The following is a 26,290-nucleotide window of genomic DNA, read 5'->3' on the forward strand; positions in this document are numbered from 1 at the left end:
GGTTGACGATGTCCGAGCATGCTGAGAAACAGGCGCTGGCACGCGAAGACCTGTGCCGTTTCATATCCGCCTGCTACTACGAACCGATGCCGGCCTTTGCCGAGGAGCGGCTGTTCGAGTCGATGCTGAACGCCGCGCAATGCCTTGATCCCGAACTGGCCGCCAGCGCATGCCGCCTGGGCGAGGCCTTCGCCGCCTGTGAGTTGCAAGATCTGTTGGTTGACTACGCCCGTCTGTTTCTCGGCCCCATGCAGGCGCTGGCACCGCCCTATGGGTCACGCTGGGCTTGCGACGCCTCGCAAGCGGCCGAAGCCCGGACCGCGGCGCTCATGGCCCTCTACGACGAGGGCGGATTCGACATCGACGAAGCGTGCAGGGAACTGCCGGACCATGTCGCCATACAGATGGAGTTTCTGTACCTGCTGAACTACGCACAGAACCAGGCCCGCCGGGAACACGACCTCGACGGCCTTGCGGCGGCGCAGGCCCTGCAACGGCGCTTTCTGGCGGAGCAACTCGGCGGCTGGGTCGGGCCGTTCACCGCCGCCATCGGTTCAAAGGCCGAGACGGCGTTCTATCGCGAGTTGGGCGCGTTCACGGCAGGCTTTGCTCGGACCCTTGTTTAGCTTGGCCGCTGCAGCGCGCGTGCTGGCAGCTGCGCCAGCACCAGCAGCGCGGCCATCAGCCACAGCGGCGCGGCCGCCACCGAGGCCGCCGCCAGCAGGCCGAAGCCCAGCGGCATCGCGATCGTCGCGCCATTGGTGGCCAGCATGCGCAGGCCCAGGGCCTGGCCGTGGCGCTCCGCCGGCGTGACCTGGTGCAGCATGGACAACACCATGGGCTGCACCGAGCCCAGCGCCAGCCCCAGCACGGCCGAGCCCAGCATCAGGCCGGCGGTGCCGGGCAGCCAGGCATAGGCCGCCAGCGTCAGGCTGGCCAGCAGCATGGCGCTGCGCAGGGCCTTGAGCTCGTCGAGCCGGCCGGCCCAGCGCACGATGGCCAGGCGCACCAGCGTGGCGGCCAGCGCGAACGAGCCCAGCACCAGGCCGATGCTGGAGGCGCTGAGCTGGCGCGCATGGCCCACCACCGGCACCACGAAGCTGTGCGCGTCCCAGCTGGCCGCCAGCACGATGTTGAGCAGCAGCAGCCAGCGCAGCGGGCCGGTCTTCAGCAGCTCCCAGGCCGGGCGGCTGCGTGCCTGCGCGCTCGGCGGCGCCGGCGTATGGCGCGGCACGCGCTGCACCAGGCCCCAGGCCAGCAACGGCAGCAGCACCGCAAAGCCGAAGGCGGCGCGGTAGCCCAGATGGTCGATCAGCAGGCCGGTACAGATGGGAGCCAGCGCATTCGAGAGCGCCGGGCCCAGCGCCACCCAGCTGAACACGCGCTTGAGCTGGCTCGGGTCCTCGGCGAGCTGGCCGGCCTCGCGCTGGATCGCCACCGCCGCCACCGCGATGGCGCCACCGCTGGCCAGGCAGCTGAAGGCGATCGCCGGCAGGCTTTGCGAGGCCAGCGCCACCAGGGCGCCAGCACCGGCCATCAGCGCGCCGATGCCGACCGGGCGATGCAGGCCATGCCGATCGGCCAGGCCTCCGGCCCACATCGAGAGCGGGATGGGCGCGACCGCGAACAGGCTCAGGAGCAGCCCCACCATCCACTCGCCATGGCCGGCCTGCAGCACCCACAGGCTGCCCGCCACGCGCGTCACCGCCATGCAAGCGTGCACGGCGATGAGGGTGGCGATCAACCAGGGAAACGAAGCCTGGCGCCGCGTCACTCCTCGGCGTCCTCGCCGGCGTCGGGCAGCCCCAGCTGCAGCAGCTTCTGCGTGGCCTCGTCGGGCAGCGCCTCGACGCTCTTGAGCTTGCGCGTCATCTGGCGCGTGCGGGTCTCGGCCTGCTCGATGGTGTTGCTGGCCTCGTCGAGCTTCTTCTTGGTCTTGGCCAGCACATCGCCGAACTTGCCGAACTCGGTCTTGACCGCGCCCAGCACCTCCCAGACCTCGGCCGAGCGCTTCTCCAGCGCCAGCGTGCGGAAGCCCATCTGCAGGCTGGTGAGCGTCGCCAGCAAGGTGGTGGGCCCGACCAGCATGACCTTGTGCTCGCGCTGCAGCGCCTCCACCAGGCCGGGGCGGCGCAGCGCCTCGGCATACAGGCCTTCGGTGGGCACGAACAGCATGCCGAAATCGGTGGTGTGGGGCGGCGCGATGTATTTCTCGCGGATGGTCCGGGCCTCCAGGCGCAGGCGCGTCTCGATGGCCTTGCCGGCGGCCTCCACGCCGGCGGCATCGGCGCGGTCCTGCGCCTCCAGCAGGCGCTCGTAGTCCTCGCGCGGGAACTTCGCATCGATGGGCAGCCAGAGCGGCGCGCCATCGTCGCGCTGGCCCGGCAGACGGATCGCGAACTCGACGCGCTCGCTGCTGCCCGGGATGGTGGCCACATTGGCGGCGTACTGCTCGGGCGTGAACACCTGCTCCAAGAGGCCGGCCAGCTGCACCTCGCCGAAGATGCCGCGCGTCTTCACATTCGTGAGCACGCGGTTCAGCGCGCCGACATCGCGCGCCAGGTTCTGCATCTCGCCCAGGCCCTTGTGCACCTGTTCCAGGCGCTCGGCCACCTGCTTGAAGCTCTCGCCCAGGCGCTGCTCCAGCGTGGCGTGCAGCTTCTCGTCCACGGTGGCACGCATCTGCTCGAGCTTCTTCTCGTTGTCCTGCTGGATCGCGGTAAGGCGCTGCTCGACGGCGGTTTGCACCTGCGCCAGGCGCAGCTCGTTGCTCGCGGACATGGTCTTGAGCTGCTCGCGCATCGCCTCGGTCAGGCGCAGCATCGCCTGGTCCTGCGCCTCGCGCGAGGCGAGTGCCTGCGCGGCGAGCGACTGGTTGCTGTTCTGCAGCCCCAGGTTCAGGGTCTGCTGGAACTGCGCCAGGCCTTGCAGCAGCTCCTGGCGCGTGCCGCTGGCGCTGCGGCCCAGCTCGTCGCGCAGCTCGCGCTCCAGGCGCTCGCTGTTCTGTTGCACCGCCGCCACCAGCTGGGCGGCACCCTCGCCACGCCGGCCCTGCAGCACCAGCACGATCAAACAGGCCAGCAGCGCCAGGGCCACCAGCAGAAGAATTTCAACAAGCGTCATGCGGGCATTGTCTCAGCCCCGCTCACGGGCCCGGGGCGCCCACCCGTTCGAGGGGGCGGGAAAGCCCCGGGGCACAAACTTGTGGCGCCGCGCTGGCGGGCCGCTAGCCTTGCGGCACTTTATTCAAGACCTGCCGTATGAAAACGATCTACAAGCTCAGCGCCCTGGCGCTGCTGGCCCAGCTCAGCGGCCACGGCCTCGCCAGCCCGGCCGCCACCGGCCTGGACCGCCATGGTTTCGACGCCCAGGTGCGCGCACAGGACGACCTGTATCGCGCCGTCAACGGGCAATGGATCAAGGCCACCGCCATCCCCGGCGACCGCGCGGTGATCGGCACCTTCACCGACCTGAGCGACCGCGCCGATGCGCGCCTGCGCAGCATCGTCGAGGGCCTGGCCGCCAAGCCGCAGCGGCCCGGCAGCAAGGAGGCCCAGATCGGCGCCTTCTACAGCGCCTACCTGGACCTGGACGCGATCGAGCGCGCCGGCCTCGCGCCCATGCAGCCCCTGCTGGCCGAGATCGACGCGATCGACAGCCGCGCCGCGCTGGCGCAGTGGCAGGGTCGCATGCAGGGCCGCGTGCTCACCCCGCTGCAGCTGGACGTGCTGCCCGACTTCAAGCAGCCCGGCGTCAACCGCGCCCTGCTGCGCCAGAGCGGCCTGGGCCTGCCCAGCCGCGACTATTACCTGAAGGCCGACGACGCCCGCATGGCCCGGGCGCGCGCCGCCTACATCGCCTATCTGACCCTGCTGGCCGGCCAGCTCGGCGAGCCGGCGCCGGCCGAGGCCGCGCAGCGCGTGATGGCGCTGGAACAGCGCATCGCCGCCCTGCACTGGGACGAGGTGGAGAGCCGCGACTCGGTGAAGATCTACAACCCCCATACGCCCGCTCAGCTGCAGGGGCTGGTGCCCGCCTATGACTGGCAGGGCCTGCTGGCCGCGGCGCAGATGCGCCAGGTGGACAAGCTGGTGGTCTGGCAGCCCAGCGCCGCCGTCGGCATCGCCAAGCTGCTGGCCGAGGAGCCGCTGGCCGACTGGAAGCTCTACCAGAAGCTGCACAGCCTGGACGCCCATGCCGCGGTGCTGCCCAAGACCATCCGAGAGGCGCGCTTTGCCTTCCGCGGCACCGCGCTGACCGGGGCCAGCGAGGAGCGTCCGCGCTGGCAGCAGGGCATCAACGCCGTCAACGAGGCCCTGGGCGAGGCGCTGGGCCAGCTCTATGTGGCCAAGCATTTCCCGGCCGCCCACAAGGCCCGCATGCAGGCCCTGGTGGCCAACCTGATGGCGGCCTTCGGCGACTCCATCGACACCCTGGACTGGATGAGTGCCGAGACCAAGGCGCAGGCCAAGATCAAGCTCTCCAAGTACAGCGTCAAGATCGGCTATCCCGACGCCTGGCGCGACTACGGCGCGTTGCAGGTGCGCGCCGGCGACGCGCTGGGCAACCGCGATCGCGCCGTGGCGTTTGAGTGGGCGCGCATCGCCGCCAAGCTGGGCCAGCCGGTGGACCGCGGCGAATGGGGCATGTTCCCGCAGCAGGTGAATGCCTACTACGAGCCCACCACCAACGAGATCGTGTTCCCGGCCGCCATCCTGCAGCCACCCTTCTTCGACATGAAGGCCGACGACGCCGTCAACTACGGCGCCATCGGCGCCATCATCGGCCATGAGATCAGCCATGGCTTCGACGACGACGGCAGCCAGTTCGACGGCGACGGCATGCTGCGCAACTGGTGGACCGAGACCGACCGCAAGGCCTTCGAGGCGGTGGGCGCCAAGCTGGTGAAGCAATACGCCGGCTACGAGGCCATCCCCGGCAAGCAGGTGAACGGCCAGCTCACGCTGGGCGAGAACATCGCCGACCTCTCCGGCCTGCAGGTGGCCTACAAGGCCTACCAGCGTTCGCTGAAGGGCAAGCCCGCGCCGGTGCTGGGCGGGCTGAGCGGCGAGCAGCGCTTCTTCATGGGCTGGTCGCAGGGCTGGCGCGAGAAGATGCGCGAGGAGCGCAGCCTGCAACTGCTGACGGCCGACCCGCATGCCCCGGCCGAGTTCCGCGCCAACGGCGCGCCGGTGAATATCGACGCCTTCCACCAGGCCTTTGGCACCAAGCCGGGCGACAAGCTCTACAAGCCGAGCGCCGAACGCATCCGCATCTGGTGAGGCCTCGGCCTCAGGCGGGGCCGGCGGGCGGCCGGGCGATCAAACGCCGCCTGCCGGCGGCTTGAGGCCACGCCGCCACAACGCGGCCTGGTTGGCAAAGCTTTCGGCCGAGAGCGGCCGTGCGAACAGAAAGCCCTGGAAGGCCGAGCAACCCATGGCGCGCAGGCAGTCCAGCTGCGCCTGGGTCTCCACCCCCTCGGCCACCACGTCCAGGCCCAGGTCGCGACCCAGGCGCACGATGGTGGCGGCGATATGGCAGGCGTCCGGGTCGTCGGGCAGGTCGCGCACAAAGCTCTGGTCCACCTTGAGCTGGTGCAGCGGCAGGCGCTTGAGCAGGCTCAGCGAGGAGAAGCCGGTGCCGAAATCGTCCAGCGCCAGGCGTATGCCCTGGGCGCGCATGGCCTGCATCTTGGCCAGCAGGTCGTCGAAGTCCTGGGCATAGGCGGATTCGGTGAGCTCGAACTTGATCAGGCCGGCCTCGCGCAGTGCGCGCGGCACGGTCTCGATCAGGCGCTCGGTGGCGGCATCCGACTGCAGCTGCACCGAGCTGACATTGATGGCCATGGGCAGGCCGGCCAGCGCCCCGCCCTGCTGCCACTGCAGCAGCAGGCTGCATACCTGTTCCAAGAGACGCTGGCCGGCCGGCTTGATCAGGCCGGTGGCCTCGGCCATCGGGATGAACTCGCCCGGCGGCACCAGGCCGCGCAGCGGATGGCGCCAGCGCATCAGCACCTCGGCCCCCATCAAGCGCCCCTCGGCATCACACTGGGCCTGGAAGAAGGGCTCGATCTCGCCGGCGGCAATGCCGCGCGCGAAGTCCAGCTCCAGCTCGGTGGCCTGACGCGCATCGCGCAGCATGGTCTGCACGCTGAGATAAAGCATCACCACCGTCAGCAGCGCCACCAACCAGATCGCGCGCTGGCGTGTCAGCTCCGACATCGGCAAGGGCTCCACGAAGCGGAGCTCGGTCGACTGCAACACCACAAACGCGCCCAGCACCAGGAGCGTGAGCAGCAGGCGCAGCCAGCCCTCGCCGTACTGCAGAAAGTAGAACACGCAGACGAACAGGGGCAGCAGGTAAAGGTGGGCACTCCGCGGCGCGCCCGCGCTGGGCAGGTCCAGCAGCAGGCACATGCCCAGCACCGCCAGCAGGCAGCCGAGGCTAAACAACAGCACGGCGACGCGGTGCAGATGCAGGCGCAGCAAACCCAGCGTGAGGGCGCCGGCCAGCACCGCGCTGCCCGGCAGCAGGGCCGCCAGGGGCCGGCCCATCAGGATGAAATAACTCGCCCAGGGGATGGAGCCCAGCATCGCCACCCAGGCCATCACCGTGAGCAGGCGTGCGCGGCGCAGCGCAAATGCCTGCGGCAGGCTGCCCTCGCCCTCATTGAAACGGCGCAGCGCGCCCAACCAGACCTCGCGCCCTGGCATCGTCAATGGCCTCCCCATGAGCCTTGTATGTCGGGCGAGTGGAAGGGGTGGCGCGGCGCTTGTCAAGCGCCCGTTTTCAGGGGCGTGGCTTGAGCGGCAGGTTGAGGGCCGTGGGCGGCACGCCGCCGCCGAAGAACGCGATCAGGTTGTCCACCGCCAGATTGCACATGGCGCGGCGCGTCGGCACCGAGGCGCTGGCAATATGCGGCGTTAGCACCACATTGGCGCACTGCAGCAGGGCCGGGTGCACCGTGGGTTCGCCCTCGAACACATCCAGGCCGGCCGCGGCGATGCGGCCCGCGGCCAGCGCCTCGGCCAGCGCGGCATCGTCGACCACGCCGCCGCGCGCGATATTGGTGAGCGTGGCGGTCGGCTTCATCAGCGCCAGCTCGCGCGCCGCCACCATATGGTGCGAGGCGGGCGTGTAGGGCAGCACGATCACCAGGTGGTCGGACTGGCGCAGCAACTCGTCCTTCTCGACCCAGCGCGCCGCGAGGGGCGCCTCCTGCTCGGCGGGCAGGCGGCTGCGGTTGTGATAGATCACCGGCATGCCGAAGCCCAGCGCGCCGCGTCTGGCGATCGCCTGGCCGATGCGGCCCATGCCCAGGATGCCCAGGGTGGCGCCATGCACGTCGGCGCCGGCAAACAGGTCCACGCGCCATTGCTTCCAGTCGCCGCGGCGCAGGTAATGCTCGCTCTCGCTGATGCGGCGCGCCGCCGCCATCATCAGCGCGAAGCCGAAATCGGCGGTGGTCTCGGTGAGCACGTCGGGCGCATTGCTGACCAGCACGCCGCGCACGCTGCAGGCGTCCAGGTCCACATTGTTGTAGCCCACCGTCATCAGGCAGACCGCACGCAGGTCCGGGCAGGCGTCCAGCAGGGTCGCGTCGATGCGTTCGGTGCCCGAGGCGAACAGGCCCTGCTTGCCCTGCAGGCGCCGTATCAGTTCGGCCTGCGGCAGCGGCTCGTTGGCGTCGTGCAGATCGACCTCGCAATGCGCGCGCAGGCGCTCGACGATGTCGGGGAAGATGCGGCGGGCCACCAGGACCTGGGCTTTGTTGTTTGGCATGTCAGCGGAACCAGATGAGGGTCATGAGAAGGAACAGCGGCAGCAGCACCGCGGCGGCCCAGGCCATGTAGCCAAAGAAGCTGGGCATGCGGATGCCGCGCTCCTCGGCAATGGCCTTGACCATGAAGTTGGGGGCGTTGCCGATATAGCTGTTGGCCCCCATGAAGACCGAGCCGGCCGACAGCGCCGCCAGGGTGCTGGCGAGCGGCCCCATCAGCGCCTGCGGGTCGCCGCCGGCGAGGTTGAAGAACACCAGATAGGTGGGCGCGTTGTCGAGGAAGGACGAGAGCGCACCGCTGAGCCAGAAATAGGCCCAGGGCAGTGGCTCGCCATGCACGCCGGTGACGGCGCGCGCGATCGGCGCAAACGCCCCCTGCTCGCCCGCCTTCAGCATGGCCAGCACCGGGATCATGGTGAGGAAGATGCCGGCAAACAGCTTGGCCACCTCCTGCATGGGCCCCCAGCTGAACTGGTTGCGCTGCCGCACGCCGCGCGGCGTGATCGCCAGCGAGCAGGCCGTCAGCGCCAGCAGGCCGAGGTCGCGCAGCAGCCCCGGCAGGCCGAGCTCGACGCCCAGCAGCTGGAGGCTGATGCCGGGCTTCCAGATGCCACTCAGCAGCACCAGGCCCACCACCGCAGCCAGCGGCAGCAAATTCCAGGCGCCCAGCAGGCCCAGGCGGTCGTCGTCGGGGGTCGGGTCTTGCCTCGTCACCCCTTCCCTGCGGTAGCAGAAGCTGTCGATGGCATAGAAGATCGCCAGCAGGGTGAGCACCAGGAACAGGGTCTGGGGCGCGATCGCCCTGAGCGTCCAGAAGAAGTCCACCCCTTGCAGAAAGCCCAGGAACAGCGGCGGGTCGCCCAGCGGCGTGAGCGAACCGCCGGCGTTCGAGACGATGAAGATGAAGAACACCAGCACATGGGCGGCGTGGCGCCGGTTGTCGTTGGCGCGTAGCAGCGGCCGCACCATTAGCATCGAGGCGCCGGTGGTGCCCATCACGCTGGCCAGCAGCGCACCGATCGCCATCAGGCCCGCGTTCAGGCCCGGGCTGCCATGCAGATTGCCGCGCACATAGATGCCGCCCGCGGTGCTGAAGAGCGCAGTCAGCAGGATGATGAAGGGCAGGTATTCGGCGAGCAGGGTATGGGCCAGCAGCGGGCCAACTGCCCCCACGCCCTGGCTGGCGGCCAGGGGCAGCAGGAAGGCGAGCGCCCAGCCGGCGGCAATCTTGCCGTAGTGGCGATGCCAGACCCGCGGCAGCAAGAGCGGCATGAGGGCGATGGACAGCAGCATGCCCGCGAAGGGCAGGCCCCACCACGCGCCCAGGCTGCCCAGCGGGTCGGGCACGGCCATCAATCGGCCAGGAAGCGCGTGAACTCGGCCACCGGCGCGCGCTCGGTCACCAGGCTGTTCTCCACCGCGGCCGGGTCGGCATAGCCCAGCGCCATGCCGCACACCAGCATCTGCTCGGGCCGCAAGCGCAGCTCATCGGCGATCAGGCGGTGGAACTGGGTGAAGGCCGCCTGCGGGCAGGTATGCAGGCCGCGCGCGCGCGCGGCGATCATGATGTTCTGCAAAAACATGCCGTAGTCCAGCCAGCTGCCCTGCTGCATGACGCGGTCGATGCTGAACACCAGGCCTACCGGCGCGTCGAAGAACTGGTAGTTGCGGCCATGCTGGTCGTGCATGCGGGCCTTGTCGGTCTTGCCGATGCCCAGCAGGCCGTAGAGGTCCCAGCCCACCTTGCGGCGCCGGTCGATATAGGGCGCGGCCCATTCGCGCGGGTAGTAGGCGTATTCCTCCTGGTGGGTGGCGAGTTCGGCGGGGTCGTCGAAGGCGGCCTGGATGCGCGCCGAGAAGCGCTGCTTGGCGGCACCGGTGAGCACATGCACCTGCCAGGGCTGGGTGTTGGTGCCCGAGGGTGCCCGCGCCGCGACACGCAAGATCTCCTCGATCACATCGCGCGGCACCTCGGTGGGCAGGAAGGCACGCATCGAGTGGCGGCTGGTGATGGCGGCGTCCACCGCGGCGGTCTCGGCGGGGCTGGGTTGCTCGTACAGGTTCACAGCATCAATCCTTCCAGGGCTTTCAGATAGGGGTCGGGCAAGGCCGCGACGGGGCGGCGCGACTCGCGCTCCACATAGACATGCACGAAATGCCCGCGCGCGGCACACAAGGCCTGGCCGGGCGCGAACAGGCCGATCTCGTAGCGCACGCTGGAGCGGCCGCGCTGCGCCACGCGCAGGCCGGCCTCCACCTGCTGCGGAAAGGCCAGCGAGTCGAAGAAGTTGCAATGCGTCTCCACCACCAAGCCGATCACCTCGCCGCCATGGATGTCCAGCGCGCCCTGGGCAATCAGGTACTGGTTCACCGCGGTGTCAAACAGGCTGTAGTAGACGACGTTGTTGAGGTGGCCGTAGATGTCGTTGTCCATCCAGCGCGTGCCCAGGCTGACGAACTGGGCATAGGCGGCACGGGGTTCGGGGGCGGGTCGGGCGTTGCTCATGCGGCCATTGTTCCATCGCCATCGGCCCAGCGCTGCCACGCCCGTGACGCCGCGGCCAGGGTATTCACCTGCACCGCCACGGTGCTGGCAAGGTCGTGGCCATAGCCACCGGCCATGGTCAGCGCCACCGGGATGCGGCGCTCGGCCAGGGCCTGCAAGACGAGCTCGTCGCGCGCCAGCAGGCCGGCGGTGCTGAGCTTGAGCCGGCCCAGGCGGTCGCCCTCGTGCGGGTCGGCGCCGGCCAGGTAGAAGGCCAGCCCGACGCTGCCGCAGGCCGCCCAGACGCGCGCCAGCCCGGCCTGCAGCGCCGCCAGGTACTCGGCATCGCGGCAGCCGTCCGGTAGTTCCACGTCCAGATCGCTGGGCTCCTTGCGGAAGGGAAAGTTCTTCGCGCCATGCATGGAGAAGGTGAACACCGTGGGGTCGTCGCGGAAGATCGCCGCCGTGCCATTGCCCTGGTGCACGTCCAGGTCGATCACCAGCACACGCAGGCCCGGCACGGCCGAGCCATGGGCGCGGTGCCACTCGGTCTGCATCAGGCGCGCCGCCACCGCCACATCGTTGAAGACGCAGTAGCCGCTGCCCTTGTCGGCATGGGCGTGGTGGGTGCCGCCGGCCAGATTGGCCGCCACCCCTTCGGCCAGGGCGGCGCGCGCCGCCTCGATGCTGGCGCCCACCGAATGGCGCGAGCGCGCCGCCATCGAGGGCGACCAGGGGAAGCCGATCTCGCGCTGCTCGGCCGCGCTCAAATGCCCCTGCAGAACCTTGTCCACATAGTCGGGGCTGTGCGCCAGCGCCAGTTCGCCCTCGCTGGCGGGAGCGGCGGCGCGCAGCCGTATCGCCCCGGGCGCGCGCTCGATCTGCTCGCGCAGCAGGCGGTATTTGCTCTGCGGAAAGCGGTGCCCGGGCGGCAGGGCCAGGCTGTGGGCATCGGAATGAAAGGCCAGCATGGCCGCCACCTTAGCCGCTTTGTCGCCGCTGCGTCATGTGGAGGTCACGCACATCGGCGATGCTGCGCAGCTGCTTACAAAGTATTTTGCTGCACCGCACAAAAAGTTCTTGCATTCGTCGCCGACATCCCTATACTTCGAGTCATGTTGCAGTGCACCATAAACACTGTGAACGAGGTCCACGAGGAATCCCCGCGGAAATCCGCTCAGTTTTTTAGGAGAACACCATGCTGACTGCTGAACAAATCTTTGCTGCTCACAAGGCCAATGTCGAAACCCTGTTTGGTCTGACCAACAAGGCCTTCGAAGGCGTTGAGAAGCTGGTCGAACTGAACCTGCAAGTGGCCAAGACGGCCCTGGGCGAAGTCGCCGACACCACCCAAGCCGCCCTGTCGGTGAAGGACGCGCAAGAGCTGCTGGCCCTGCAAGCCGCGCTGCTGCAACCCTCCGCCGAGAAGGCCGCTTCCTACAGCCGCCATCTGTACGACATCGCCGCCGCCACCAACGCCGAAGTGGTGAAGGTTGCCGAGGCCCAGCTGGCCGATGCCCAAGCCAAGTTCGCCGCCGTGGTGGAAACCGCGTCCAAGAACGCCCCGGCCGGCACCGAGAACGCCGTGGCCCTGGTGAAGTCGGCCGTGGCCGCTGCCAACAACGCCTTCGAGAACGTGCAAAAGGCTGCCAAGCAAGCCTCCGAAGTGGCCGAAGCCAACTTCAATGCCGTGACCAACACCGCCGTCAAGGCCAGCCAGACCGCCAGCCGCTCGTCCAAGCGCGCTGCCTAAGCTGTAACGATTGTCTCCTCGGTGCCCAAGGAGACCCCGCGCGGGTCTCGCAAGTACCGTTCAAGGCCCGATGCTCGCATCGGGCTTTTTTTCGTCCGGCCGCGTCGACGCTGCTGCTAGCATGCGCGCCAAAAGGCCAGATCGAATGACGCTCAAGTCCCTTGTCAGCGTGCCCCAGGCGCGACCCGGCCATTGCGCCAACTGCGGCAGCGCCCTGCCCGAGCCGCCCACCAAGTTCTGCGGCGCCTGCGGCCAGGAGACGCGCATCAAGCCGCCCAGCCTGCTGGAATTCCTGCAGCAGTTCGGCGGCGCCTACATCTCCACCGAGGGCGCGCTGTGGCGCACCCTGTGGCGCCTGCTGCTCTTGCCGGGCCAGCTGACGCTGGAATACTTCGCCGGCCGGCGCCGCCACTTCGTGCTGCCGATACGCCTGTACCTGACCATCAGCGTGCTGGCCCTGGTGGCAATCCGCTTCAGCGGCGTGCTCGACGTCGATGGCAAGCCCGAGAGTCTGATCAAGTTCGACTCGCCCAAGCCCACCGAGACCTTCTTCGAATGGGGCGCGCACCGCGCCGGGCTGAAGGAGGGCGAGTTCTACTGCGAGCAGATGCCGACCAAGCTGTGCGAACGCGTGCAGCGCCGCATCAAGATGGACCCCGAGGCCACCGCCGGCCTGATGCGCGAGCTGCCCGAGCGCTTTGTCGGCAATCTGGGCTCGGCCATGTTCGTGATGCTGCCCTTCTATGCCTTCTGGCTGAAGCTGGTCTACATCGACAAGCGGCGGCGCTACACCGAGCACCTGGTGTTCGCCCTGCACCTGCATGCCTTCTGGTTCGCGATGGCGCTGCTGCTGGTGAGCGGCGTCAAGCCCCTCGTGATCGGCGCGGCGGTGGCGATCAACGTCTACCCGCTGATCGCCCTGCACCGCGTCTACCGCACGCGCTGGTGGAGCACCTTCATGCGCGCGGGGCTGCTGTTCATGCTGTATGCCAACACGCTGGGCTTCGGCCTGGCGGCGGTCGGCTTGTGGGCCTTCTTCAGCTAGCGTTGCGCTCGATGCGGTCGAGCTGATCGGCCACCAGCTCGAGGCGCAGCAGGGGATTGTCCAGCGCCATCAGGCGCTGCTTGTCGGCCTGCGGCAGCGGCAGCAGCTCGCACCAGCGATTCGCCAGCCAGCCGCAGTCGTTCCAGTGGTAGGGCGGCTGCAGCGGCAGGTCCTCGCTGGCCACCGCCTGCTCGAAACGGCTCAGCAAGACTTGCAGCTGGCGGCTGACGCGCCGCAGATCCTCCGGCACCGCCACCTGCTGGTCTTCCGCCAGCAGGCGCGCCTCGCCCACCCACAGCCCATGCGGCAGCTGTTGGCGGCTGCTCAGCTCGAAGCGCTGGCCGCCGCGGCAGCGGATCTGCAGCAAGCCCGGCTGCGGGCGCTCGCAGCGCTCAATGTGCGCCAGCGTGCCGGCAGCGTGAAAGGCCTCGGCCACGAAGCCGCCGCCAGCGTCGCGCTGGCGCACCTCGCCGCCCGCCGTCAGCGCCACCACGCCAAAGGGCTCGCCGCTCTTGGCGCAGCGCTGGATCAGGTCCAGATAGCGTGGCTCGAAGATGCGCAGCTCCAGCAGGCCGCCGGGAAACAGCACCGAGTCGAGCGGGAAGAGTTCGATGTGGTGCTGCATGATGTGCCCGCCCGCGATCAGCGCGTCTTGGCGGCGATGCGCTGGCGCAGCGTGGCCAGCATCGCCATGGCCGCCTCGCGGCCGGCCTGGATGCTGCGCTTGCGCGCCGTGAAGTCGGCGCTGCCCACGCCGTCCAGCCGTGGCCGCATCACCACGTCGGCCTCGCGCAGCTCGAAGTTGTTGATCGAGCGCCCCATGATGGAGAAGGTCTGCAGCAGCATGCGCATGGCGTCGCCCGGCGGCTTGGCCTCGGGCGGCTCGGAGATGTCCACCGCGATGATGAGCTCGGCCCCCATCTGGCGCGCAAAACGCACCGGCACCGGCGCCACCAGGCCGCCGTCCACATACTCGCGCGCGCCGATCTTGACCGGCTGGAACACCGCCGGCACCGAGCTGGAGGCGCGCACCGCCGCGCCGGTGTCGCCGGTCTGGAACAGGATGGGCGAGCCGTCCGACAGATCGGTGGCGACGATGCCCAGCGGCAGCGCCATCTGCTCGATCAGCTTGTTGCCGGTTTGGGCGCGCACATAGCGGGCCAGCGCCTCGCCGCGGATCAGGCCGCGGGTCGGGAAGGCCCAGTCGGTGATGGCGCCCTCGTCCATGCCCTCGGCCAGGGTGGCGAGCTCCTTGCCGTTCTTGCCCGAGGCATAGAGCGCCGCCACCAGGCTGCCGGCCGAGGTGCCGGCCACCAGATCGACCTTGACGCCCTGCTCCTCCAGCACCTGGATCACGCCGATGTGCGCGAAGCCGCGCGCCGCCCCGCCGCCCAGCGCCAGGCCGATGCGCGGCGGCTTGGGCGCGGGCTTGGGCGCCACCGGCGCGGGGATCTCGGGTTCGGGCTGGACGGCCGGCTGGCGCGGCGCGGTGGAACAGGCGCCCAGCGCCAGGCTGAGCAGCAGGAGCGCGCCCAGGCGCGACGGAAGAGACGAGAACATGACGGCATTCTAGGGACGAACCCTGGCATGGTCGGGCGACCCGCGCCGCCACAATGGCCGCGCATTCAAGCCCCCGCCATGAACCACTCACGCATCGTCCGATTCAGCGCCCGCCTGCTTGCCGGCCTACTGGCCCTGTTGCTCCTGGTGGGCCTGCTGCTCTGGTGCCTGCTGCGCGCCAGCCTGCCGCAGCTGGACGGCGAGATCCAGCTGCCCGGGCTGAAGGCGCCGCTGGCGATCGGCCGCGACGCGCTCGGCACGGCCGTGCTGCAGGGCAGCGACCGGCAAGACCTGGCACGCGGCCTGGGCTATGTGCATGCGCAGGAGCGCTTCTTCGAGATGGACCTGACGCGCCGCTCGGCCGCCGGCGAGCTGGCCGCGCTGTTCGGCGACAAGGCGCTGGAACGCGACCGCACGCGCCGCCTGCACCGCATGCGCGCACGCCTCGCCGAGCGCTTCGCGCAGCTGGCGCCCGCCGACCGCGCCCTGCTGAGCGCCTACGCCAGCGGCGTCAACGCCGGCCTGCAGGCCCTGCGCCTGCGGCCCTGGCAATACCTGCTGCTGCGCGCCGAGCCGGCGCCCTGGACCGAGGTGGACTCGCTGCTGGTGGTGAGCGAGATGTTCTTCATGCTGCAGGCCAGCAGCTTCGACAACGCCTTCGAGCGCAGCCTGCTGCGCGAGCGCGCCGGCGACGCCCTGTTCGACTGGCTCAACCCGCGCGGCGGCCGCTGGGATGCGGCGCTGGACGGCAGCACGCTGCCCGCGCCCCGCATGCCTAGCGCCGAGCAGCTGGACCTGCGCGCCCTGCCCGCCCCCAAGCCGGCGCTGGCCGCCCTGTCCCCCGGGATCAGCGTCATCAGTGAGGAGGCGCCGGTGCTGGGCAGCAACAACTGGGCCGTGAGCGGCGGGCGCAGCAAGCATGGCGGCGCCATTCTGGCCGACGACATGCACCTGGGCCTGGGCGTGCCCAGCATCTGGTACCGCGCCCAGCTGCAGCTGGGCGAAGGTGCCCGCGCGCAGCGCGCCGCCGGCCTGACCCTGCCCGGCATGCCCAGCCTGGTGGTGGGCAGCAACGGCCTGGTGGCCTGGGGCTTCACGAATGCCTATGGCCAATGGTTTGACTGGATCAAGCTGCCCGAAACGCCCGCGCCCGAGCGCCTGCGCAGCGTGCAGGAGCGCATCGAGGTCAAGGGCGGCGCGGCCCAGGCCCTGGTGGTGCAGGAGTTCGACGGCGCGCCGGTGGCGCTGACGCGCGAGGGCCAGCGCTATGCGCTGCGCTGGATCGCCCACCAGGGCGAGGCCTACAACCTCGAGCTGGATCGCCTGGCCGCGGCGCGCGATGTCGACGAGGCCGCCGGCATCGCTCAGCGCGCCGGCATGCCGCACCAGAACATCCTCATCGCCGACAAGTCCGGCCATATCGCCTGGACGATTGCCGGGCGGCTGTGGCGCCAGGCCGGCCTGGCGCAAAGCTATGCACGCTTCCAGTCCACCGAGCCGCCCGAGCCGTCCGCGCATGGCTGGCTGGAGCCGCGGGACTATCCGCTGCTGCGCGACCCCGGCGAGGGTCAGCTCTGGACCGCCAACCACCGCCAGCTGGGTGGCGCGGCGGCCGAGCAGATCGGCGATGGCGGCTTTGACCTGGGTGCGCGCGCGCAGCAGATCCGCGACCGGCTGCGCGAGACCGCCAAGCACGACGAGGCCACGCTGGCGGCGATCCATTTCGACAACGAGGCGCGCTTCGTGCAGAGCTGGGCCGCGCGCATCAGCGCCGCGGTGCAGGGCAGCAGCGCGCATGCCGAGGTGGCGCGCCAGCTGCAGCAATGGAATGGCCGTGCCGATGCCGACCAGATGGGCTACCGGCTGGCGCGCGCGGTGCGCCTGAAGACCCTGGATGCGCTCTGGACCGCCTGGACCCTGCCCTTTCTGGGCGAGGATCAGCAGGACGAGAAGAAGCGCTTCAAATGGCGCTCGCAGTTCGAGTACAGCGCCGTGCAGGCGCTGGAAAGCCGGCCCGCCCATCTGCTGCCGCCGGGCTATTCGAGCTGGCCGGCCTTTGTGCTGGCCCAGGTGGATGCGGCGGTGCTGGAACTCACCCAGGATGGCAAGCAGCCGCTGGCCCAGGCCAGCTGGGGCCAGCACAACGCCAGCCGCATCCAGCATGTGCTGTCGCGCGCGATCCCGCCGCTGGGCCGCTGGCTCGACATGCCCAGCCTGCCCCAGGGCGGCGACTCGAATCTGCCGCATGTGGCGCAGCCGGCCTTTGGCCAGTCGCAGCGCCTGGTGGTGTCCCCGGGCCGCGAGGCACAGGCCACACTCACCATGCCGGGCGGCCAGAGCGGGCATCCGCTCTCGCCCTATTACGGCGCGGGCCATGCGGCCTGGGCGGCGGGCCAGGCCGCGCCGCTGCTGGCCGGGCCGGCCCAGCATCATCTGAACGCCAGGCCGCAGCCCTGATCAATCGCCCAGCAAGGCCTCGCTCCAGGCATGCACCTGGAGCGTTTGCTCGCCGAGGCCGGCTATGCCCAGGCGGAGCTGGTCGCCCGGCCGCAGAAACACCGGCGCGGGCTTGATGCCCATGCCCACGCCGGGCGGCGTGCCGGTGCTGATCAGGTCGCCCGGATAGAGCGTCATGAAGCGGCTGATATAGCTGAGCAGCTGGGCCACGCCGAACACCATGGTGCGGGTGTTGCCGGTCTGCATGCGCCGGCCGTTCAGATCCAGCCAGAGGGTCAGGTCTTGCGGGTCGGCCACCTCGTCGCTCGTCACCAGCCAGGGGCCCACCGGGCCGAAGGTGTCGCAGCCCTTGCCCTTGTCCCAGGTGCCGCCGCGCTCGAGCTGGTAGGCGCGCTCGGAGAGATCGTTCACCACGCAGTAGCCGGCCACATGGTCCAGCGCCTGGGCCTCGCTGACGTAGCGGGCGCGCCTGCCGATCACCACGCCCAGCTCCACCTCCCAGTCGCTCTTGCTGGAGCCCTGCGGCAGCACCACCGCGTCGCGCGCGCCGATGGCGCAGCTTGGCGGCTTCATGAACAGGATCGGCTCCTCGGGCAGGGGCATGCCGGCCTCGGCGGCGTGGTCGGCATAGTTCAGGCCCACGCAGATGAACTTGCCCATGCCGGACCAGGGCGGCGCAATGCGGCCGGGGGCGTCGAGCCGCGGCAGGCTGGTAGGGTCGAGGGCGCGCAGGCGCGCCAGCTCGGCCGGCGCCAGCGTGGCGGCGCTGATGTCGCTGAGCACACCGCTCAGATCGCGCAGGGCGCCGTCGGCGTCGAGCATGGCGGGGCGTTCCGCCCCCTGGGGGCCTACTCGCAGCAGCTTCATGGCGTGCCTTTGATATTGAAGACCTGGCGCAGATAGGCCAGGAAGGTGGCGTCGTCGCACATGGTCTTGCCGGGGCTGTCGGACAGCTTGGCGACCGGCTGGCCATTGCATTGCGTGAGCTTCATGACGATGTTGATGGGCTCCACCCCCATGTCATTGCTGAAGTTGGTGCCGATGCCGAAGCCCAGCTGGGTGCGGTCGGCAAAGTGGCGGTACAGGGCCAGCGCGGCGGGCACGTCCAGGCCGTCGGAAAACACCAGGCGCTTGGTGTGCGGGTCGATGCGCAGCCGGGCGTAATGCGCCAGCGCCTTCTCGCCCCAGACATAGGGGTCGCCGGAGTCGTGGCGCAGGCCATCGAAGAGCTTGGCGAAATAGAGATCGAAGTCGGCCAGGAAGGCATCCATGCCCACCACATCGGTGAGCGCGACGCCCAGGTCGCCGCGGTACTCCTGCACCCAGTCCTCCAGCGCCGCCTTCTGATGGTCGCGCAGGCGCACGCCGGTGGCCTGGTAGCTCTGCAGATACTCATGGGCCATCGTGCCGATGGGCACCAGCTCCAGGTCGCGCGCCAGCAGCACATTGGAGGTGCCCTTGAAATACTGCGGCAGTTCCTGCTTGAGCGTGGCCACCACCTCGCGCTGCCAGGCGCCCGAGAAGCGCCGGCGCACGCCGAAATCGAACACCTCGAAGGGGTGGCGGCGCGGCGCCTCGTCGCCGAAGGCGCGCAGCAGCCCGACCTTGTGGCGCAGGCGCGCGCGGCCCTCGGCCAGCGCGGCCGCTTGGTCAAAGCGGCGCGAGTACAGCTCGTTGACGATGGCCAGCACAAAGATCTCGAAGGCCATCACATGCACTTGCGGCCCGCTGGCGATGATGGAGAGGCCCTCGCCATCGGCGCGCACGCGGATGAAGTCGCGCTGGAAGCGGAAGATGCGCAGGAAGTCGACGAAGTCCGACTTCATGAAGCGCAGCCCGCGCAGATAGGCCAACTCATCGGCGCGAAAGCTCAGGTCGCACAGCGCATCGAGTTCGCGCTCCAGCTCGGGCAGCAGCTCGGCGAGCGGAAAGGCGGTGGGGTTGCGGCACAGGAACTGGTATTCGGCCGCCGTCTGCGGATGGCGATGCAGCATGGTCTGCCACATCGTGAATTTGTAGAGGTCGGTCTCCAGCAGGCTGGTGATGATGGGGGCGCTCAGGCTCATGCCAGTTCCGCCCGCATCTCGGCGCAGCTGGCCAGGCGCAGGCCGCGCGCGCGCATGGTGTCGAAGAAGGCCTGCTGCTGCGCCTCGAAGCCTGCCACCGGGCTCATGGCGTCGGTCAACAGCACCAGACGCGCGAGCTTCCCCGCATGTAGATGTCCAGGCAGGTGCTCGACCAGATGTTCCACGGTGGCCTTGACGCAGTGGCTGGAGGCTTCGCCGGCGATCAGCAGCAGCTCGGCACGGTCCAGCGCCTCCAGTAGGGGCTGGTTGAGCAGGGTGTCGGCATCGGCCGCATCCGGCACCTCGGCCTGCAGGGCGCTGTAATGCTCGGTCCAGGGGTTGCTGCCCTTGAGCAGCTTGCGGCTGGGCCGGCGCTGCTGCACTTCCCAGCTATTGCAGGCGGCGCGCACGGCGGCGTGCAGGCCATGGCCCCAGCTGCCGATCTCGCAATGCACCGGCCACACCATCAGGGTGTAGCGGCCGGCGGCCTCCAGCGCATCCAGATAGGCCTGCGCGCGCGGCCGCGCCGCGGCCTCGCGCGGCCGGAACTCGCCCGCCCGCAGCTGCGCCGCCGTGATGGCCGTGAAAGGCAAGACCTGGCCCCCGTCGGCCTGCTGCCAGAAGCCGGGGTGGGCGATGTCGATGTGGTGGTGCGAATCCAGCGTCAGGGTGATGTCGTCGAGCCGCGCGCCGACGGCATCGATCAGCCCGGCCAGACGCAGCATGTCGGCGTGCGCCCCCGGCACCGGCAGGGCCGGCGCCAGCGGCTCGGCACCCAGGGGATCAGTGGGACGCCAGGCCGGCGGCAGGTCGCAGAAATCGTTCTGCGCGTCGATGATCAGGAGCTGGGTATTCGGCATGGCCCGACTTTAGGACAGCTTGTAGGTCTGCAAATGGATGCTGGTCTCGGTGGCGCCGATGCCCTTGATGAGGCGCACCCGCTCGAGCACCTCGGCCAGTTCGCCCAGCGTCGCAGCGCGCAACTCGGCCAGCAGATCCCAGCGGCCATTGGTATCGAACAGCCCCGAGACGCCCGGCTCGCCCAGCAGGATGCTGATGACCTCGCGCGTGCGGTTGCCCTCCACCGCGATGCTCATCCAGGCGGTGATCTCGTTGGGCGTGACATCGGGCCGCAGGCGGATCGTGTAACCCACGATCACGCCCGAGTCCTCCAGCTTGGCAATGCGGTTGGTAACGGTGCCGCGCGAGACCTTGAGCTTGCTTGCCAAGGTGGCCACGCTGGCGCGTGCATCCTGGCGCAGGAGCGCCATCAATTGTTGGTCGAGGGTGTCCATGGCGTGGTTCCGGGCAGCGTTAGGCGGCGGGCGCATGCCGCCCTTTGTGAGCCAGATTTTGTCATTTTGGCAACTTCTACTAGCGAAACGGCAGATTACTCGCAATTACTAGGCAAGTCTTGCTCTTCTCGCTAGCAAGTGCTTTGACAAGAATCACCCCAACGAAACAACGGAGACTGCCTATGACCACCCTGCTGACCACCAAGGACCTTGCCAAGATCGCCCAGCAGCTCGGTCTGGCCGAGTGTCTCAAGCGCATGGCCGGCTATATCGAGGCCGACTACCTGCGCTGGAGCGAATTCGACAAGACCCCGCGCGTGGCCAGCCATTCACAGGACGGCGTGATCGAGCTGATGCCGATCGCCGACGCCAGCCTCTACAGCTTCAAGTACGTCAACGGCCACCCCAAGAACACCCGGGAAGGCCTGCCCACCGTGATGGCCCTGGGCCTGCTGGCCGACGTCTATACCGGCCGCCCCGAACTGGTGGCGGAACTGACCCTCACCACCGCCATCCGCACCGCCGCCACCTCGGCGATGGTGGCGCGCCGGCTGGCCCGACCCGAGAGCCGCAGCATGGCCTTGATCGGCAATGGCGCGCAAAGCGAATTCCAGGCCCTGGCCTTCCATCACCTGCTGGGCATAGCCGAGATCCGCCTGTTCGACATCGACCCGGCCGCCACTGCCAAGCTGCAGCGCCACCTCGGCGCCGTGCCGGGCCTGCGCCTGATCGCCTGTGCCAGCACGGCCGAGGCGGTGCGCGGGGCCGACATCGTCACCACCGTCACCGCCGACAAGAACTACGCCACCATCCTCACACCCGAGATGATCGAGCCCGGCATGCACATCAACGGCGTGGGCGGCGACTGCCCCGGCAAGACCGAGCTGCACCGCGGCGTGCTGGAGATGGGCAAGGTGTTCGTCGAATACGAGCCGCAATCGCGCATCGAAGGCGATGTGCAGCAGATGGCTGCAGACTTCCCGGTCACCGAGTTCTGGCAGGTGCTGCGCGGCAGCGCCAGCGGCCGCGACCACGCGAGCCAGGTCACGGTGTTCGACTCGGTCGGCTTTGCGCTGGAGGATTTCTCGGCGCTGCGCCTGCTGCGCGATCTGGCGCGTGAACTGGGTCTGGGCCAGGAGGCCGACCTGATCCCGCAGATGGCCGATCCCAAGGACTTGTTCGGCCAGCTCGAGTTGGGCACGGCCGCAGCCGCGCGCCACGCCGCCTGAGCCCTCAGCGCGGGCCTGGCATCGGCTCGTAGAAGCGCAGGAACATGTCGACGCTGTCGGCCAGCACCTGGCGCTGCTGCGCCTTGCCGAGCGGCGGCTGGCCCATCGCCAGCTGCGGCCAGAAGGCAAACGCCTTCAACATGCCCTGCAACTGCTGGGCCGCATAGGGCGCATCCACCGGGCGCAGCCGGCCATCGGCCTGGGCTGCAGCGATCCAATGCGCCAGCCCGGCCTCCTTTTCGCCCAGCCGCGCCACCATGGCCTGGGCACGCTCGGGCGTGTGCAGCATCTCGGCCACCGCCACCCGCACCAGGTCCATGAAGCTGGCATCGGTCATGAGCTTGAGCTTCTCGCCCAGGATGTCCAGCAGCTGATCGCGCAGCGGTTCGTCCGCCCGGTACAGCTGCGGCCGCAGGGCCTTGCTGCGCTGCCACAGCTGCAGCAGGATCTCGGCGAACAAATCCTCCTTGCTGGGGAAGTGGTTGTAGACCGTGCGCTTGGAGACTTCGGCCGCGGCGGCCACCCGGTCCATGCTGGTGCCGGCAAAGCCATGCTCGCGAAATTCGGCCAGCGCGGCCTGCACGATGGCCTCGCGTTTGCGGTCGGTCAGGCGAGGTGCGGTAGCGGCGCTCATGCGGGGGTGCGAAGTGAACTGATGCACGAAGTTTACACCGATCAGTTTACTTTTCAGAAACCCAACACTACACTGCACAGTGTACTTTTTGGGTGCATCCACGATGAGCAGCACGATCCTTCAGGGCCCCGCAACGGCGGCGCCGAGTCACCATGCCACGACGCCGCCCGGCCAGCGGCGTTTTCGCAATCAGGCGCCCCGCCACGCCCAGGGCTGGCGCAAGACGCTTGCCATCCTGTGGCGCTTTGCCTTCAACAAGCCCGCCAACACGGTACCCCGCCAGGCCATCCCGGTACAGGCGCTGAGCCGCGCGGCACTGCTGGCTGCGCCGGACACCAGCCTCTGGCGCCTCGGTCATTCGACCATGCTGCTGAAGATCGACGGCGGCTTCTGGCTCACCGACCCGGTGTTCTCGCTGCGCGCCTCGCCCTTGCAGTTCCTCGGGCCCAAGCGCTTCCACGCGCCGCCCATCAGCATCGAGGAGCTGCCGCCGATCCGCGGCGTGATCCTCTCGCACGACCACTACGATCACCTGGACAAGGCCGCGGTGCTGGCGCTGGCCGCCAAGACCGAGTGTTTCATCGCGCCGCTGGGCGTGGGCGAGATCCTGCGCGGCTGGGGCCTGCCCGCGGGCAAGTTGCAGGAGCTGGACTGGTGGCACAGCACCCGCGTCGGCGGCCTGCAGCTGCATGCCACGCCGGCGCAGCATTTCTCGGGCCGCGGCCTGCGCGACGGCAACCGCACGCTGTGGTGCTCCTGGGTGCTGGAGCATGCCGACTTCAAGCTCTTCTTCAGCGGCGACAGCGGCTACTTCCCCGGCTTCAAGGCGATCGGCGAGCGCCATGGCCCCTTCGATCTGAGCCTGGTCGAGACCGGCGCCTACAACGAGGACTGGCCCGACATCCACATGCACCCGGAGCAAAGCCTGCAGGCCCATATCGACCTCGGCGCGCGCGTCATGATGCCCATGCACAACGGCACCTTCGATCTCTCCCTGCATGCCTGGGACGAACCCTTCGAGCGCATCAGCGCGCTCGCGCTGGCGCAAGACCTGACCCTGACGACGCCGCAGATGGGCGAGAGGGTCGATATCAAGGCGCCGCCGGCGGTGCAGGCCTGGTGGCGCAGCTAGACGAATGAGAAGCCGGGCGCGTAGCGGTGCCAGCCGTCGAAGTCCGGCTTGCCGAGCGGCACGCCCTGCGCGCGCAGCAGCGCATAGGCCATGCACAGGTGGAAGAAGAAGTTGGGCATGGCGTAGCTGAGCACGAACTCGCGCGCCGGCATGCTCAGGGCAGCCTCGCCGGCCTGCGTCTGCACGGGGTCCTCTTCGCCGAGCACGAGGTCGTCGGGGCCCAGGGTGCCCAGCAGCGCCTGCGCCTGCGCAACACGGCGGCGCAGGGCCGCGAAATCCTGCGCGTCGCCCTCGCCCAGCGCCGGCAGGGCCCGGCCGATCAGCGGCGCCACGCAGCGCAGCGCAAAGCCGGCCGCAATCTGCACCTGCTGGCCCAGATCGAACATGCCGGGGGTCAGGCCTTGCCTGAGCAGGGTCGCATCGTCCAGCTGTCGCGCGCGCGCACAGGCCTCGGCCCGGTCCAGCATCAGCAGCAACTGCCCCAGGTAACGCGTCAGCACGGGCACCGAGGCCTCGAACAGCAGGGTTGAGCTCATCGCGTCAGTGTCTCAGCTTTGCCCCCGACTCGATGGACGCGCCGCGCCTTCACAGCCCCTGGCGGGCCTCCCATAATGGCCCGGCAACCAGGGAGTCCAGGCCATGAAGTCAAACTGCGTGAAGTCCGTGGCTCTGCTGGCCATGCTGGGCATGCTAGCGATGGGCAGGGCGCAGGCCCAGGGCCTGCCCGGCAATGCGCTGGAGCGGCGCTGCTGGCTCGGCTACACGGCCGAGCGCAGTGCCATCGACATGCGCGAGCCCACCGCGGTGCGCTTCGTCAACCTGCGCAACGGCTATGCGCTGCGCTCGCCCTTCATGATCGAGTTCGGCGTGCGTGGCATGGGGGTGGTGCCCGCAGGCAACCCGACCGAGCGTGCCGGCCATCACCATCTGCTGATCGACACGCCGCTGCCGCGCGACCACCAGGAGAAGATCCCCTTCTCCGACAAGCACAAGCATTTCGGCAAGGGCCAGACCGGCACGGTGCTGGACCTGCCGCCCGGCGCCCACACCTTGCGACTGCTGTTTGCCGACCACGACCACCGGCCCTATTTCGTCTACAGCCCCGAGATCACCGTGCATGTGCTGGGCACGCGCACGGCCGCGCCGATCGCCATCGACCCGGCGCAGTTCGAGAACACCTGCAGCGCCTGGTACCAGGACCAGGTCAGCGCGCCGCGCGGCGGCGCCAAAGAGGTCTATGCCAAGAACCTGCGCGACGGCGAAGCCGTGAGCAGCCCCTTCGTACTGAGCCTGGGGGCGATCGGCATGGGCATCGCACCCGCCGGCCGCAAGCTGCCCGACACCGGCCACTTCGCGGTGACGGTGCTGCGTACGGGCGGCACGGCACAGCGCCTGGTGCTGGCCGACGGCCGCACCGAAACCACCCTGGACCTCGCCAGGGGCGATTACGAACTCGAGATCGCCCTGCTGGACGCCGACAACAAGGTCGCGCTCAAGTCAGCACCGCTGCGCTTGAGCGTGACGCGGCAAGACCGCTGAGCAACCCGGCCGTTCAGGCGCCGCGCAGCTGCGCGCTCAGCGCCCGGCCTTCGCTGCGCTTGGCCTTGGTGGCCGCCTTGCGATAGAGCTCCTCGGCCTCCTGGCGCAGGGCAATCGCCTTCTCCAGGGCTTCTTGGTAGCGCTCGATCGTGTAGGTCGACTCCGCGGCGATGTAGACGCTGCGTCGGCGCGGTGCCTCACCGAAACGCGGCAGCAGCACGGTAAAGCTGCAGTCGCGCCGGTTCGGCCGACGCTCGCGCACGATGGGCCCCGAAATGCCGACCGGCAGCTCGCTGCTCTTGCTGCGGCTGGGCTCGGGTTTGAGGCGGGTGGGCGCAGGCAGCTTGCTCATGCGCTTGGCCAGCTCCTTGGTGGCCTGGGCCAAGGCCTCGGCGGCACTGGCGCCATAGCGGCCATCGGAATACAGCTTGGTGCCGCCGTAGCGCAATTGCCAGCCATGGGTGGCGCGGTGGTCGATGCGTTGAATGCACTGCGGCACCTGGAAACGCTCGCCGTTATAGATCACGACATCTCTGGTTTTCATGAGCATCCTCGTTACTTCTTTGGATGACTCCCCTGCCCAATAGTGTACGCGCAGCGATCGCCAAATAACGCCACCATTGCAGGGTACAGCGGCGCGCAGACAACAGACCCTAGGCGTGGGCGCCGCGGTAGCGCCGCCCGGAGGGCCGCTGCGCACTTTCATCGAGCTGCTGCAGGATGCCGCAGGCCTGGCTGCTGCGTTGCACATCGGCGCAGCGCGCGCGCAAGGACTTCAGTTCGCGCTCGAGTTCGCGCAGCTCGCGCAGGCGCTCGGCCACATGCCGCACATGCGCGTCCAGCAACTCGTTCACCGCCTGGCAGTCCTGCTCGGGCGCATCCTTGACGCGCAGCAGGGTGCGCACCTCGTCGAGCGACATGTCGAGATTGCGGCACTGGCGGATGAAGGCCAGGCGCTGCACATCGGCCGTGCCATAGAGGCGGTAGTTGCCCTCGCTGCGAGGTGCGGCCGCCAGCAGACCTTCGCGCTCGTAGAAGCGTATCGTGTCGACGGGCGTCAGCGCGGCGCGCGCCAGCGCGCCGATCTTCATCGGTTTGGGATCGCCGTGCATCGCACCTCGCGCCGCGCCCGACCTGTCACGTCCGGCTCACTTCTTTTTCTTGCTGCGGTCTGCCACCACGGTGGTGATGCTGGGCATCACCGCGCCGGGCGAGACGGGCTTGGCGGGCGCACTGTCCTTCTTGGGCTTCTTGGCTTCCTTGTTGCTCTTTTGCTGACCTTTGGCCATGGGACCTCCTGTGTGTGGGTATGCAC

27 protein-coding genes are annotated in these 26,290 nt (G+C 69.1%); 8 read left to right on the top strand and 19 right to left on the bottom strand.

The genetic code is table 11. From position 1 onward, the window contains the following. Window positions 1–8: 8 nt before the first annotated feature. The gene (locus PFX98_RS24445; protein WP_285233069.1) at window positions 9–626 is read left to right on the top strand and encodes a TorD/DmsD family molecular chaperone; all 618 of its coding nucleotides are present in this window, start codon (window positions 9–11) and stop codon (window positions 624–626) included. Here the strand turns inward: PFX98_RS24445 and PFX98_RS24450 are convergent. Both PFX98_RS24450 and PFX98_RS24455 read right to left on the bottom strand, forming a co-directional pair. Continuing rightward, window positions 623–1,774 carry an MFS transporter gene (locus PFX98_RS24450; RefSeq protein WP_285233070.1) on the bottom strand — a complete coding sequence of 384 codons (1,152 nt, stop codon included), beginning with the start codon at window positions 1,772–1,774 and terminating at the stop codon, window positions 623–625. The two genes, PFX98_RS24445 and PFX98_RS24450, sit on opposite strands and share 4 nt — an antisense overlap. Next, window positions 1,771–3,123 (bottom strand): DNA recombination protein RmuC, encoded by a 1,353-nt coding sequence (locus tag PFX98_RS24455; protein WP_285233071.1) that lies wholly within the window; start codon window positions 3,121–3,123, stop codon window positions 1,771–1,773. Before PFX98_RS24455 ends, PFX98_RS24450 begins: the two co-directional genes overlap by 4 nt. A gap of 137 nt (window positions 3,124–3,260) precedes the next feature. Here PFX98_RS24455 and PFX98_RS24460 point away from each other — a divergent pair, with 137 nt between their 5' ends. Next, on the top strand, window positions 3,261–5,282 hold the full coding sequence (locus PFX98_RS24460) for a M13 family metallopeptidase (RefSeq protein ID WP_285233072.1): 2,022 nt from the start codon (window positions 3,261–3,263) through the stop codon (window positions 5,280–5,282). Window positions 5,283–5,321: 39 nt separating this feature from the next. Here the strand turns inward: PFX98_RS24460 and PFX98_RS24465 are convergent, their stop codons facing one another. From PFX98_RS24465 to PFX98_RS24490, 6 genes are all read right to left on the bottom strand, one after another. Continuing rightward, window positions 5,322–6,713: a putative bifunctional diguanylate cyclase/phosphodiesterase gene (locus tag PFX98_RS24465; RefSeq protein WP_285233073.1), complete on the bottom strand. Its 1,392-nt coding sequence runs from the start codon at window positions 6,711–6,713 to the stop codon at window positions 5,322–5,324. Window positions 6,714–6,789: 76 nt separating this feature from the next. Continuing rightward, entirely contained in the window at window positions 6,790–7,782 is a 993-nt protein-coding gene (locus tag PFX98_RS24470; protein ID WP_285233074.1) for a 2-hydroxyacid dehydrogenase, read from the bottom strand. A 1-nt stretch (window position 7,783) separates the two neighbouring features. Next, window positions 7,784–9,133, bottom strand: a complete 1,350-nt coding sequence (locus PFX98_RS24475) for a sodium:proton antiporter (protein WP_285233075.1) — start codon at window positions 9,131–9,133, stop codon at window positions 7,784–7,786. Next, window positions 9,133–9,774 carry a nitroreductase gene (locus tag PFX98_RS24480; RefSeq protein ID WP_425334710.1) on the bottom strand — a complete coding sequence of 214 codons (642 nt, stop codon included), beginning with the start codon at window positions 9,772–9,774 and terminating at the stop codon, window positions 9,133–9,135. The genes PFX98_RS24475 and PFX98_RS24480 overlap by 1 nt, the downstream gene beginning before the upstream one ends. 68 nt (window positions 9,775–9,842) lie before the next feature. Next, window positions 9,843–10,286 carry an acyl-CoA thioesterase gene (locus PFX98_RS24485; protein ID WP_285233077.1) on the bottom strand — a complete coding sequence of 148 codons (444 nt, stop codon included), beginning with the start codon at window positions 10,284–10,286 and terminating at the stop codon, window positions 9,843–9,845. Next, window positions 10,283–11,236, bottom strand: a complete 954-nt coding sequence (locus tag PFX98_RS24490) for a histone deacetylase family protein (protein ID WP_285233078.1) — start codon at window positions 11,234–11,236, stop codon at window positions 10,283–10,285. Before PFX98_RS24490 ends, PFX98_RS24485 begins: the two co-directional genes overlap by 4 nt. Window positions 11,237–11,463: 227 nt before the next feature. Here PFX98_RS24490 and phaP point away from each other — a divergent pair, with 227 nt between their 5' ends. Together phaP and PFX98_RS24500 are read left to right on the top strand one after the other, a co-directional pair. After that, the gene (gene phaP / locus PFX98_RS24495) at window positions 11,464–12,018 is read left to right on the top strand and encodes a TIGR01841 family phasin (RefSeq protein ID WP_285233079.1); all 555 of its coding nucleotides are present in this window, start codon (window positions 11,464–11,466) and stop codon (window positions 12,016–12,018) included. A 145-nt stretch (window positions 12,019–12,163) separates the two neighbouring features. Then, window positions 12,164–13,063: a DUF3667 domain-containing protein gene (locus PFX98_RS24500; RefSeq protein ID WP_285233080.1), complete on the top strand. Its 900-nt coding sequence runs from the start codon at window positions 12,164–12,166 to the stop codon at window positions 13,061–13,063. Here PFX98_RS24500 and PFX98_RS24505 read toward each other — a convergent pair. Both PFX98_RS24505 and PFX98_RS24510 read right to left on the bottom strand, forming a co-directional pair. Then, a complete protein-coding gene (locus tag PFX98_RS24505) occupies window positions 13,056–13,688 on the bottom strand; it encodes an LON peptidase substrate-binding domain-containing protein (RefSeq protein WP_285233081.1) in 633 nt (210 codons plus the stop codon). The genes PFX98_RS24500 and PFX98_RS24505 overlap by 8 nt on opposite strands. A gap of 17 nt (window positions 13,689–13,705) precedes the next feature. After that, window positions 13,706–14,623 carry a patatin-like phospholipase family protein gene (locus tag PFX98_RS24510; protein ID WP_285233082.1) on the bottom strand — a complete coding sequence of 306 codons (918 nt, stop codon included), beginning with the start codon at window positions 14,621–14,623 and terminating at the stop codon, window positions 13,706–13,708. Window positions 14,624–14,701: 78 nt separating this feature from the next. Here PFX98_RS24510 and PFX98_RS24515 point away from each other — a divergent pair, with 78 nt between their 5' ends. Continuing rightward, window positions 14,702–17,080, top strand: coding sequence for a penicillin acylase family protein (locus tag PFX98_RS24515; protein WP_285233083.1), 2,379 nt, complete (start codon window positions 14,702–14,704; stop codon window positions 17,078–17,080). On the opposite strand, the gene PFX98_RS24520 is transcribed toward PFX98_RS24515, so the two are convergent. From PFX98_RS24520 to PFX98_RS24535, 4 genes are read right to left on the bottom strand one after another with little or no spacing between them, the layout of a single operon-like run. Next, window positions 17,081–17,947 (bottom strand): fumarylacetoacetate hydrolase family protein, encoded by an 867-nt coding sequence (locus PFX98_RS24520; protein WP_285233084.1) that lies wholly within the window; start codon window positions 17,945–17,947, stop codon window positions 17,081–17,083. Next, window positions 17,944–19,146 carry a nicotinate phosphoribosyltransferase gene (gene pncB / locus PFX98_RS24525; protein ID WP_285233085.1) on the bottom strand — a complete coding sequence of 401 codons (1,203 nt, stop codon included), beginning with the start codon at window positions 19,144–19,146 and terminating at the stop codon, window positions 17,944–17,946. The genes PFX98_RS24520 and pncB overlap by 4 nt, the downstream gene beginning before the upstream one ends. Beyond that, window positions 19,143–20,006, bottom strand: a complete 864-nt coding sequence (locus PFX98_RS24530) for a cysteine hydrolase family protein (RefSeq protein ID WP_285233086.1) — start codon at window positions 20,004–20,006, stop codon at window positions 19,143–19,145. Before PFX98_RS24530 ends, pncB begins: the two co-directional genes overlap by 4 nt. A 9-nt stretch (window positions 20,007–20,015) precedes the next feature. Next, window positions 20,016–20,441: an Lrp/AsnC family transcriptional regulator gene (locus tag PFX98_RS24535; protein WP_285233087.1), complete on the bottom strand. Its 426-nt coding sequence runs from the start codon at window positions 20,439–20,441 to the stop codon at window positions 20,016–20,018. Between the two features lie 182 nt (window positions 20,442–20,623). Between PFX98_RS24535 and PFX98_RS24540 the strand changes: the two genes are divergently transcribed. Continuing rightward, a complete protein-coding gene (locus PFX98_RS24540; RefSeq protein ID WP_285233088.1) occupies window positions 20,624–21,670 on the top strand; it encodes an ornithine cyclodeaminase in 1,047 nt (348 codons plus the stop codon). A gap of 4 nt (window positions 21,671–21,674) precedes the next feature. Here the strand turns inward: PFX98_RS24540 and PFX98_RS24545 are convergent, their stop codons facing one another. Beyond that, window positions 21,675–22,304: a TetR/AcrR family transcriptional regulator gene (locus PFX98_RS24545; RefSeq protein ID WP_285233089.1), complete on the bottom strand. Its 630-nt coding sequence runs from the start codon at window positions 22,302–22,304 to the stop codon at window positions 21,675–21,677. Between the two features lie 103 nt (window positions 22,305–22,407). Between PFX98_RS24545 and PFX98_RS24550 the strand changes: the two genes are divergently transcribed. Continuing rightward, window positions 22,408–23,436, top strand: a complete 1,029-nt coding sequence (locus tag PFX98_RS24550; protein ID WP_285233090.1) for an MBL fold metallo-hydrolase — start codon at window positions 22,408–22,410, stop codon at window positions 23,434–23,436. On the opposite strand, the gene PFX98_RS24555 is transcribed toward PFX98_RS24550, so the two are convergent. After that, window positions 23,433–23,972: a DUF1993 family protein gene (locus PFX98_RS24555; protein WP_285233091.1), complete on the bottom strand. Its 540-nt coding sequence runs from the start codon at window positions 23,970–23,972 to the stop codon at window positions 23,433–23,435. The two genes, PFX98_RS24550 and PFX98_RS24555, sit on opposite strands and share 4 nt — an antisense overlap. A 103-nt stretch (window positions 23,973–24,075) precedes the next feature. Here PFX98_RS24555 and PFX98_RS24560 point away from each other — a divergent pair, with 103 nt between their 5' ends. Next, entirely contained in the window at window positions 24,076–24,975 is a 900-nt protein-coding gene (locus tag PFX98_RS24560) for a DUF4399 domain-containing protein (RefSeq protein ID WP_285233092.1), read from the top strand. A gap of 13 nt (window positions 24,976–24,988) precedes the next feature. On the opposite strand, the gene PFX98_RS24565 is transcribed toward PFX98_RS24560, so the two are convergent. The 3 genes from PFX98_RS24565 to PFX98_RS24575 all read right to left on the bottom strand — a co-directional run bounded on the left by PFX98_RS24565 (window position 24,989) and on the right by PFX98_RS24575 (window position 26,264). Then, window positions 24,989–25,519 (bottom strand): hypothetical protein, encoded by a 531-nt coding sequence (locus PFX98_RS24565; protein WP_285233093.1) that lies wholly within the window; start codon window positions 25,517–25,519, stop codon window positions 24,989–24,991. 109 nt (window positions 25,520–25,628) lie between these two features. Beyond that, the gene (cadR, locus tag PFX98_RS24570) at window positions 25,629–26,087 is read right to left on the bottom strand and encodes a Cd(II)/Pb(II)-responsive transcriptional regulator (protein ID WP_425334646.1); all 459 of its coding nucleotides are present in this window, start codon (window positions 26,085–26,087) and stop codon (window positions 25,629–25,631) included. 36 nt (window positions 26,088–26,123) lie between these two features. Further along, a complete protein-coding gene (locus PFX98_RS24575; RefSeq protein WP_285233094.1) occupies window positions 26,124–26,264 on the bottom strand; it encodes a hypothetical protein in 141 nt (46 codons plus the stop codon). Window positions 26,265–26,290: the final 26 nt, after the last annotated feature.

Origin of the sequence: Paucibacter sediminis (genome assembly GCF_030254645.1) — a bacterium.
Taxonomy (GTDB): Bacteria; Pseudomonadota; Gammaproteobacteria; order Burkholderiales; family Burkholderiaceae_C; genus Paucibacter_B; species Paucibacter_B sediminis.

Bases quoted from the DNA above. Each gene is read 5' to 3' on its own strand.
- PFX98_RS24445 (WP_285233069.1), top strand. From the start codon at position 9: ATGTCCGAGCATGCTGAGAAACAGGCGCTGGCACGCGAAGACCTGTGC.
- PFX98_RS24455 (WP_285233071.1), bottom strand. From the start codon at position 3,123: ATGACGCTTGTTGAAATTCTTCTGCTGGTGGCCCTGGCGCTGCTGGCC.
- PFX98_RS24460 (WP_285233072.1), top strand. From the start codon at position 3,261: ATGAAAACGATCTACAAGCTCAGCGCCCTGGCGCTGCTGGCCCAGCTC.
- PFX98_RS24465 (WP_285233073.1), bottom strand. From the start codon at position 6,713: ATGCCAGGGCGCGAGGTCTGGTTGGGCGCGCTGCGCCGTTTCAATGAG.
- PFX98_RS24470 (WP_285233074.1), bottom strand. From the start codon at position 7,782: ATGCCAAACAACAAAGCCCAGGTCCTGGTGGCCCGCCGCATCTTCCCC.
- PFX98_RS24475 (WP_285233075.1), bottom strand. From the start codon at position 9,133: ATGGCCGTGCCCGACCCGCTGGGCAGCCTGGGCGCGTGGTGGGGCCTG.
- PFX98_RS24480 (WP_425334710.1), bottom strand. From the start codon at position 9,774: ATGCGTGCCTTCCTGCCCACCGAGGTGCCGCGCGATGTGATCGAGGAG.
- PFX98_RS24485 (WP_285233077.1), bottom strand. From the start codon at position 10,286: ATGAGCAACGCCCGACCCGCCCCCGAACCCCGTGCCGCCTATGCCCAG.
- PFX98_RS24490 (WP_285233078.1), bottom strand. From the start codon at position 11,236: ATGCTGGCCTTTCATTCCGATGCCCACAGCCTGGCCCTGCCGCCCGGG.
- phaP (WP_285233079.1), top strand. From the start codon at position 11,464: ATGCTGACTGCTGAACAAATCTTTGCTGCTCACAAGGCCAATGTCGAA.
- PFX98_RS24500 (WP_285233080.1), top strand. From the start codon at position 12,164: ATGACGCTCAAGTCCCTTGTCAGCGTGCCCCAGGCGCGACCCGGCCAT.
- PFX98_RS24505 (WP_285233081.1), bottom strand. From the start codon at position 13,688: ATGCAGCACCACATCGAACTCTTCCCGCTCGACTCGGTGCTGTTTCCC.
- PFX98_RS24510 (WP_285233082.1), bottom strand. From the start codon at position 14,623: ATGTTCTCGTCTCTTCCGTCGCGCCTGGGCGCGCTCCTGCTGCTCAGC.
- PFX98_RS24515 (WP_285233083.1), top strand. From the start codon at position 14,702: ATGAACCACTCACGCATCGTCCGATTCAGCGCCCGCCTGCTTGCCGGC.
- PFX98_RS24520 (WP_285233084.1), bottom strand. From the start codon at position 17,947: ATGAAGCTGCTGCGAGTAGGCCCCCAGGGGGCGGAACGCCCCGCCATG.
- pncB (WP_285233085.1), bottom strand. From the start codon at position 19,146: ATGAGCCTGAGCGCCCCCATCATCACCAGCCTGCTGGAGACCGACCTC.
- PFX98_RS24530 (WP_285233086.1), bottom strand. From the start codon at position 20,006: ATGCCGAATACCCAGCTCCTGATCATCGACGCGCAGAACGATTTCTGC.
- PFX98_RS24535 (WP_285233087.1), bottom strand. From the start codon at position 20,441: ATGGACACCCTCGACCAACAATTGATGGCGCTCCTGCGCCAGGATGCA.
- PFX98_RS24540 (WP_285233088.1), top strand. From the start codon at position 20,624: ATGACCACCCTGCTGACCACCAAGGACCTTGCCAAGATCGCCCAGCAG.
- PFX98_RS24545 (WP_285233089.1), bottom strand. From the start codon at position 22,304: ATGAGCGCCGCTACCGCACCTCGCCTGACCGACCGCAAACGCGAGGCC.
- PFX98_RS24550 (WP_285233090.1), top strand. From the start codon at position 22,408: ATGAGCAGCACGATCCTTCAGGGCCCCGCAACGGCGGCGCCGAGTCAC.
- PFX98_RS24555 (WP_285233091.1), bottom strand. From the start codon at position 23,972: ATGAGCTCAACCCTGCTGTTCGAGGCCTCGGTGCCCGTGCTGACGCGT.
- PFX98_RS24560 (WP_285233092.1), top strand. From the start codon at position 24,076: ATGAAGTCAAACTGCGTGAAGTCCGTGGCTCTGCTGGCCATGCTGGGC.
- PFX98_RS24565 (WP_285233093.1), bottom strand. From the start codon at position 25,519: ATGAAAACCAGAGATGTCGTGATCTATAACGGCGAGCGTTTCCAGGTG.
- cadR (WP_425334646.1), bottom strand. From the start codon at position 26,087: ATGCACGGCGATCCCAAACCGATGAAGATCGGCGCGCTGGCGCGCGCC.
- PFX98_RS24575 (WP_285233094.1), bottom strand. From the start codon at position 26,264: ATGGCCAAAGGTCAGCAAAAGAGCAACAAGGAAGCCAAGAAGCCCAAG.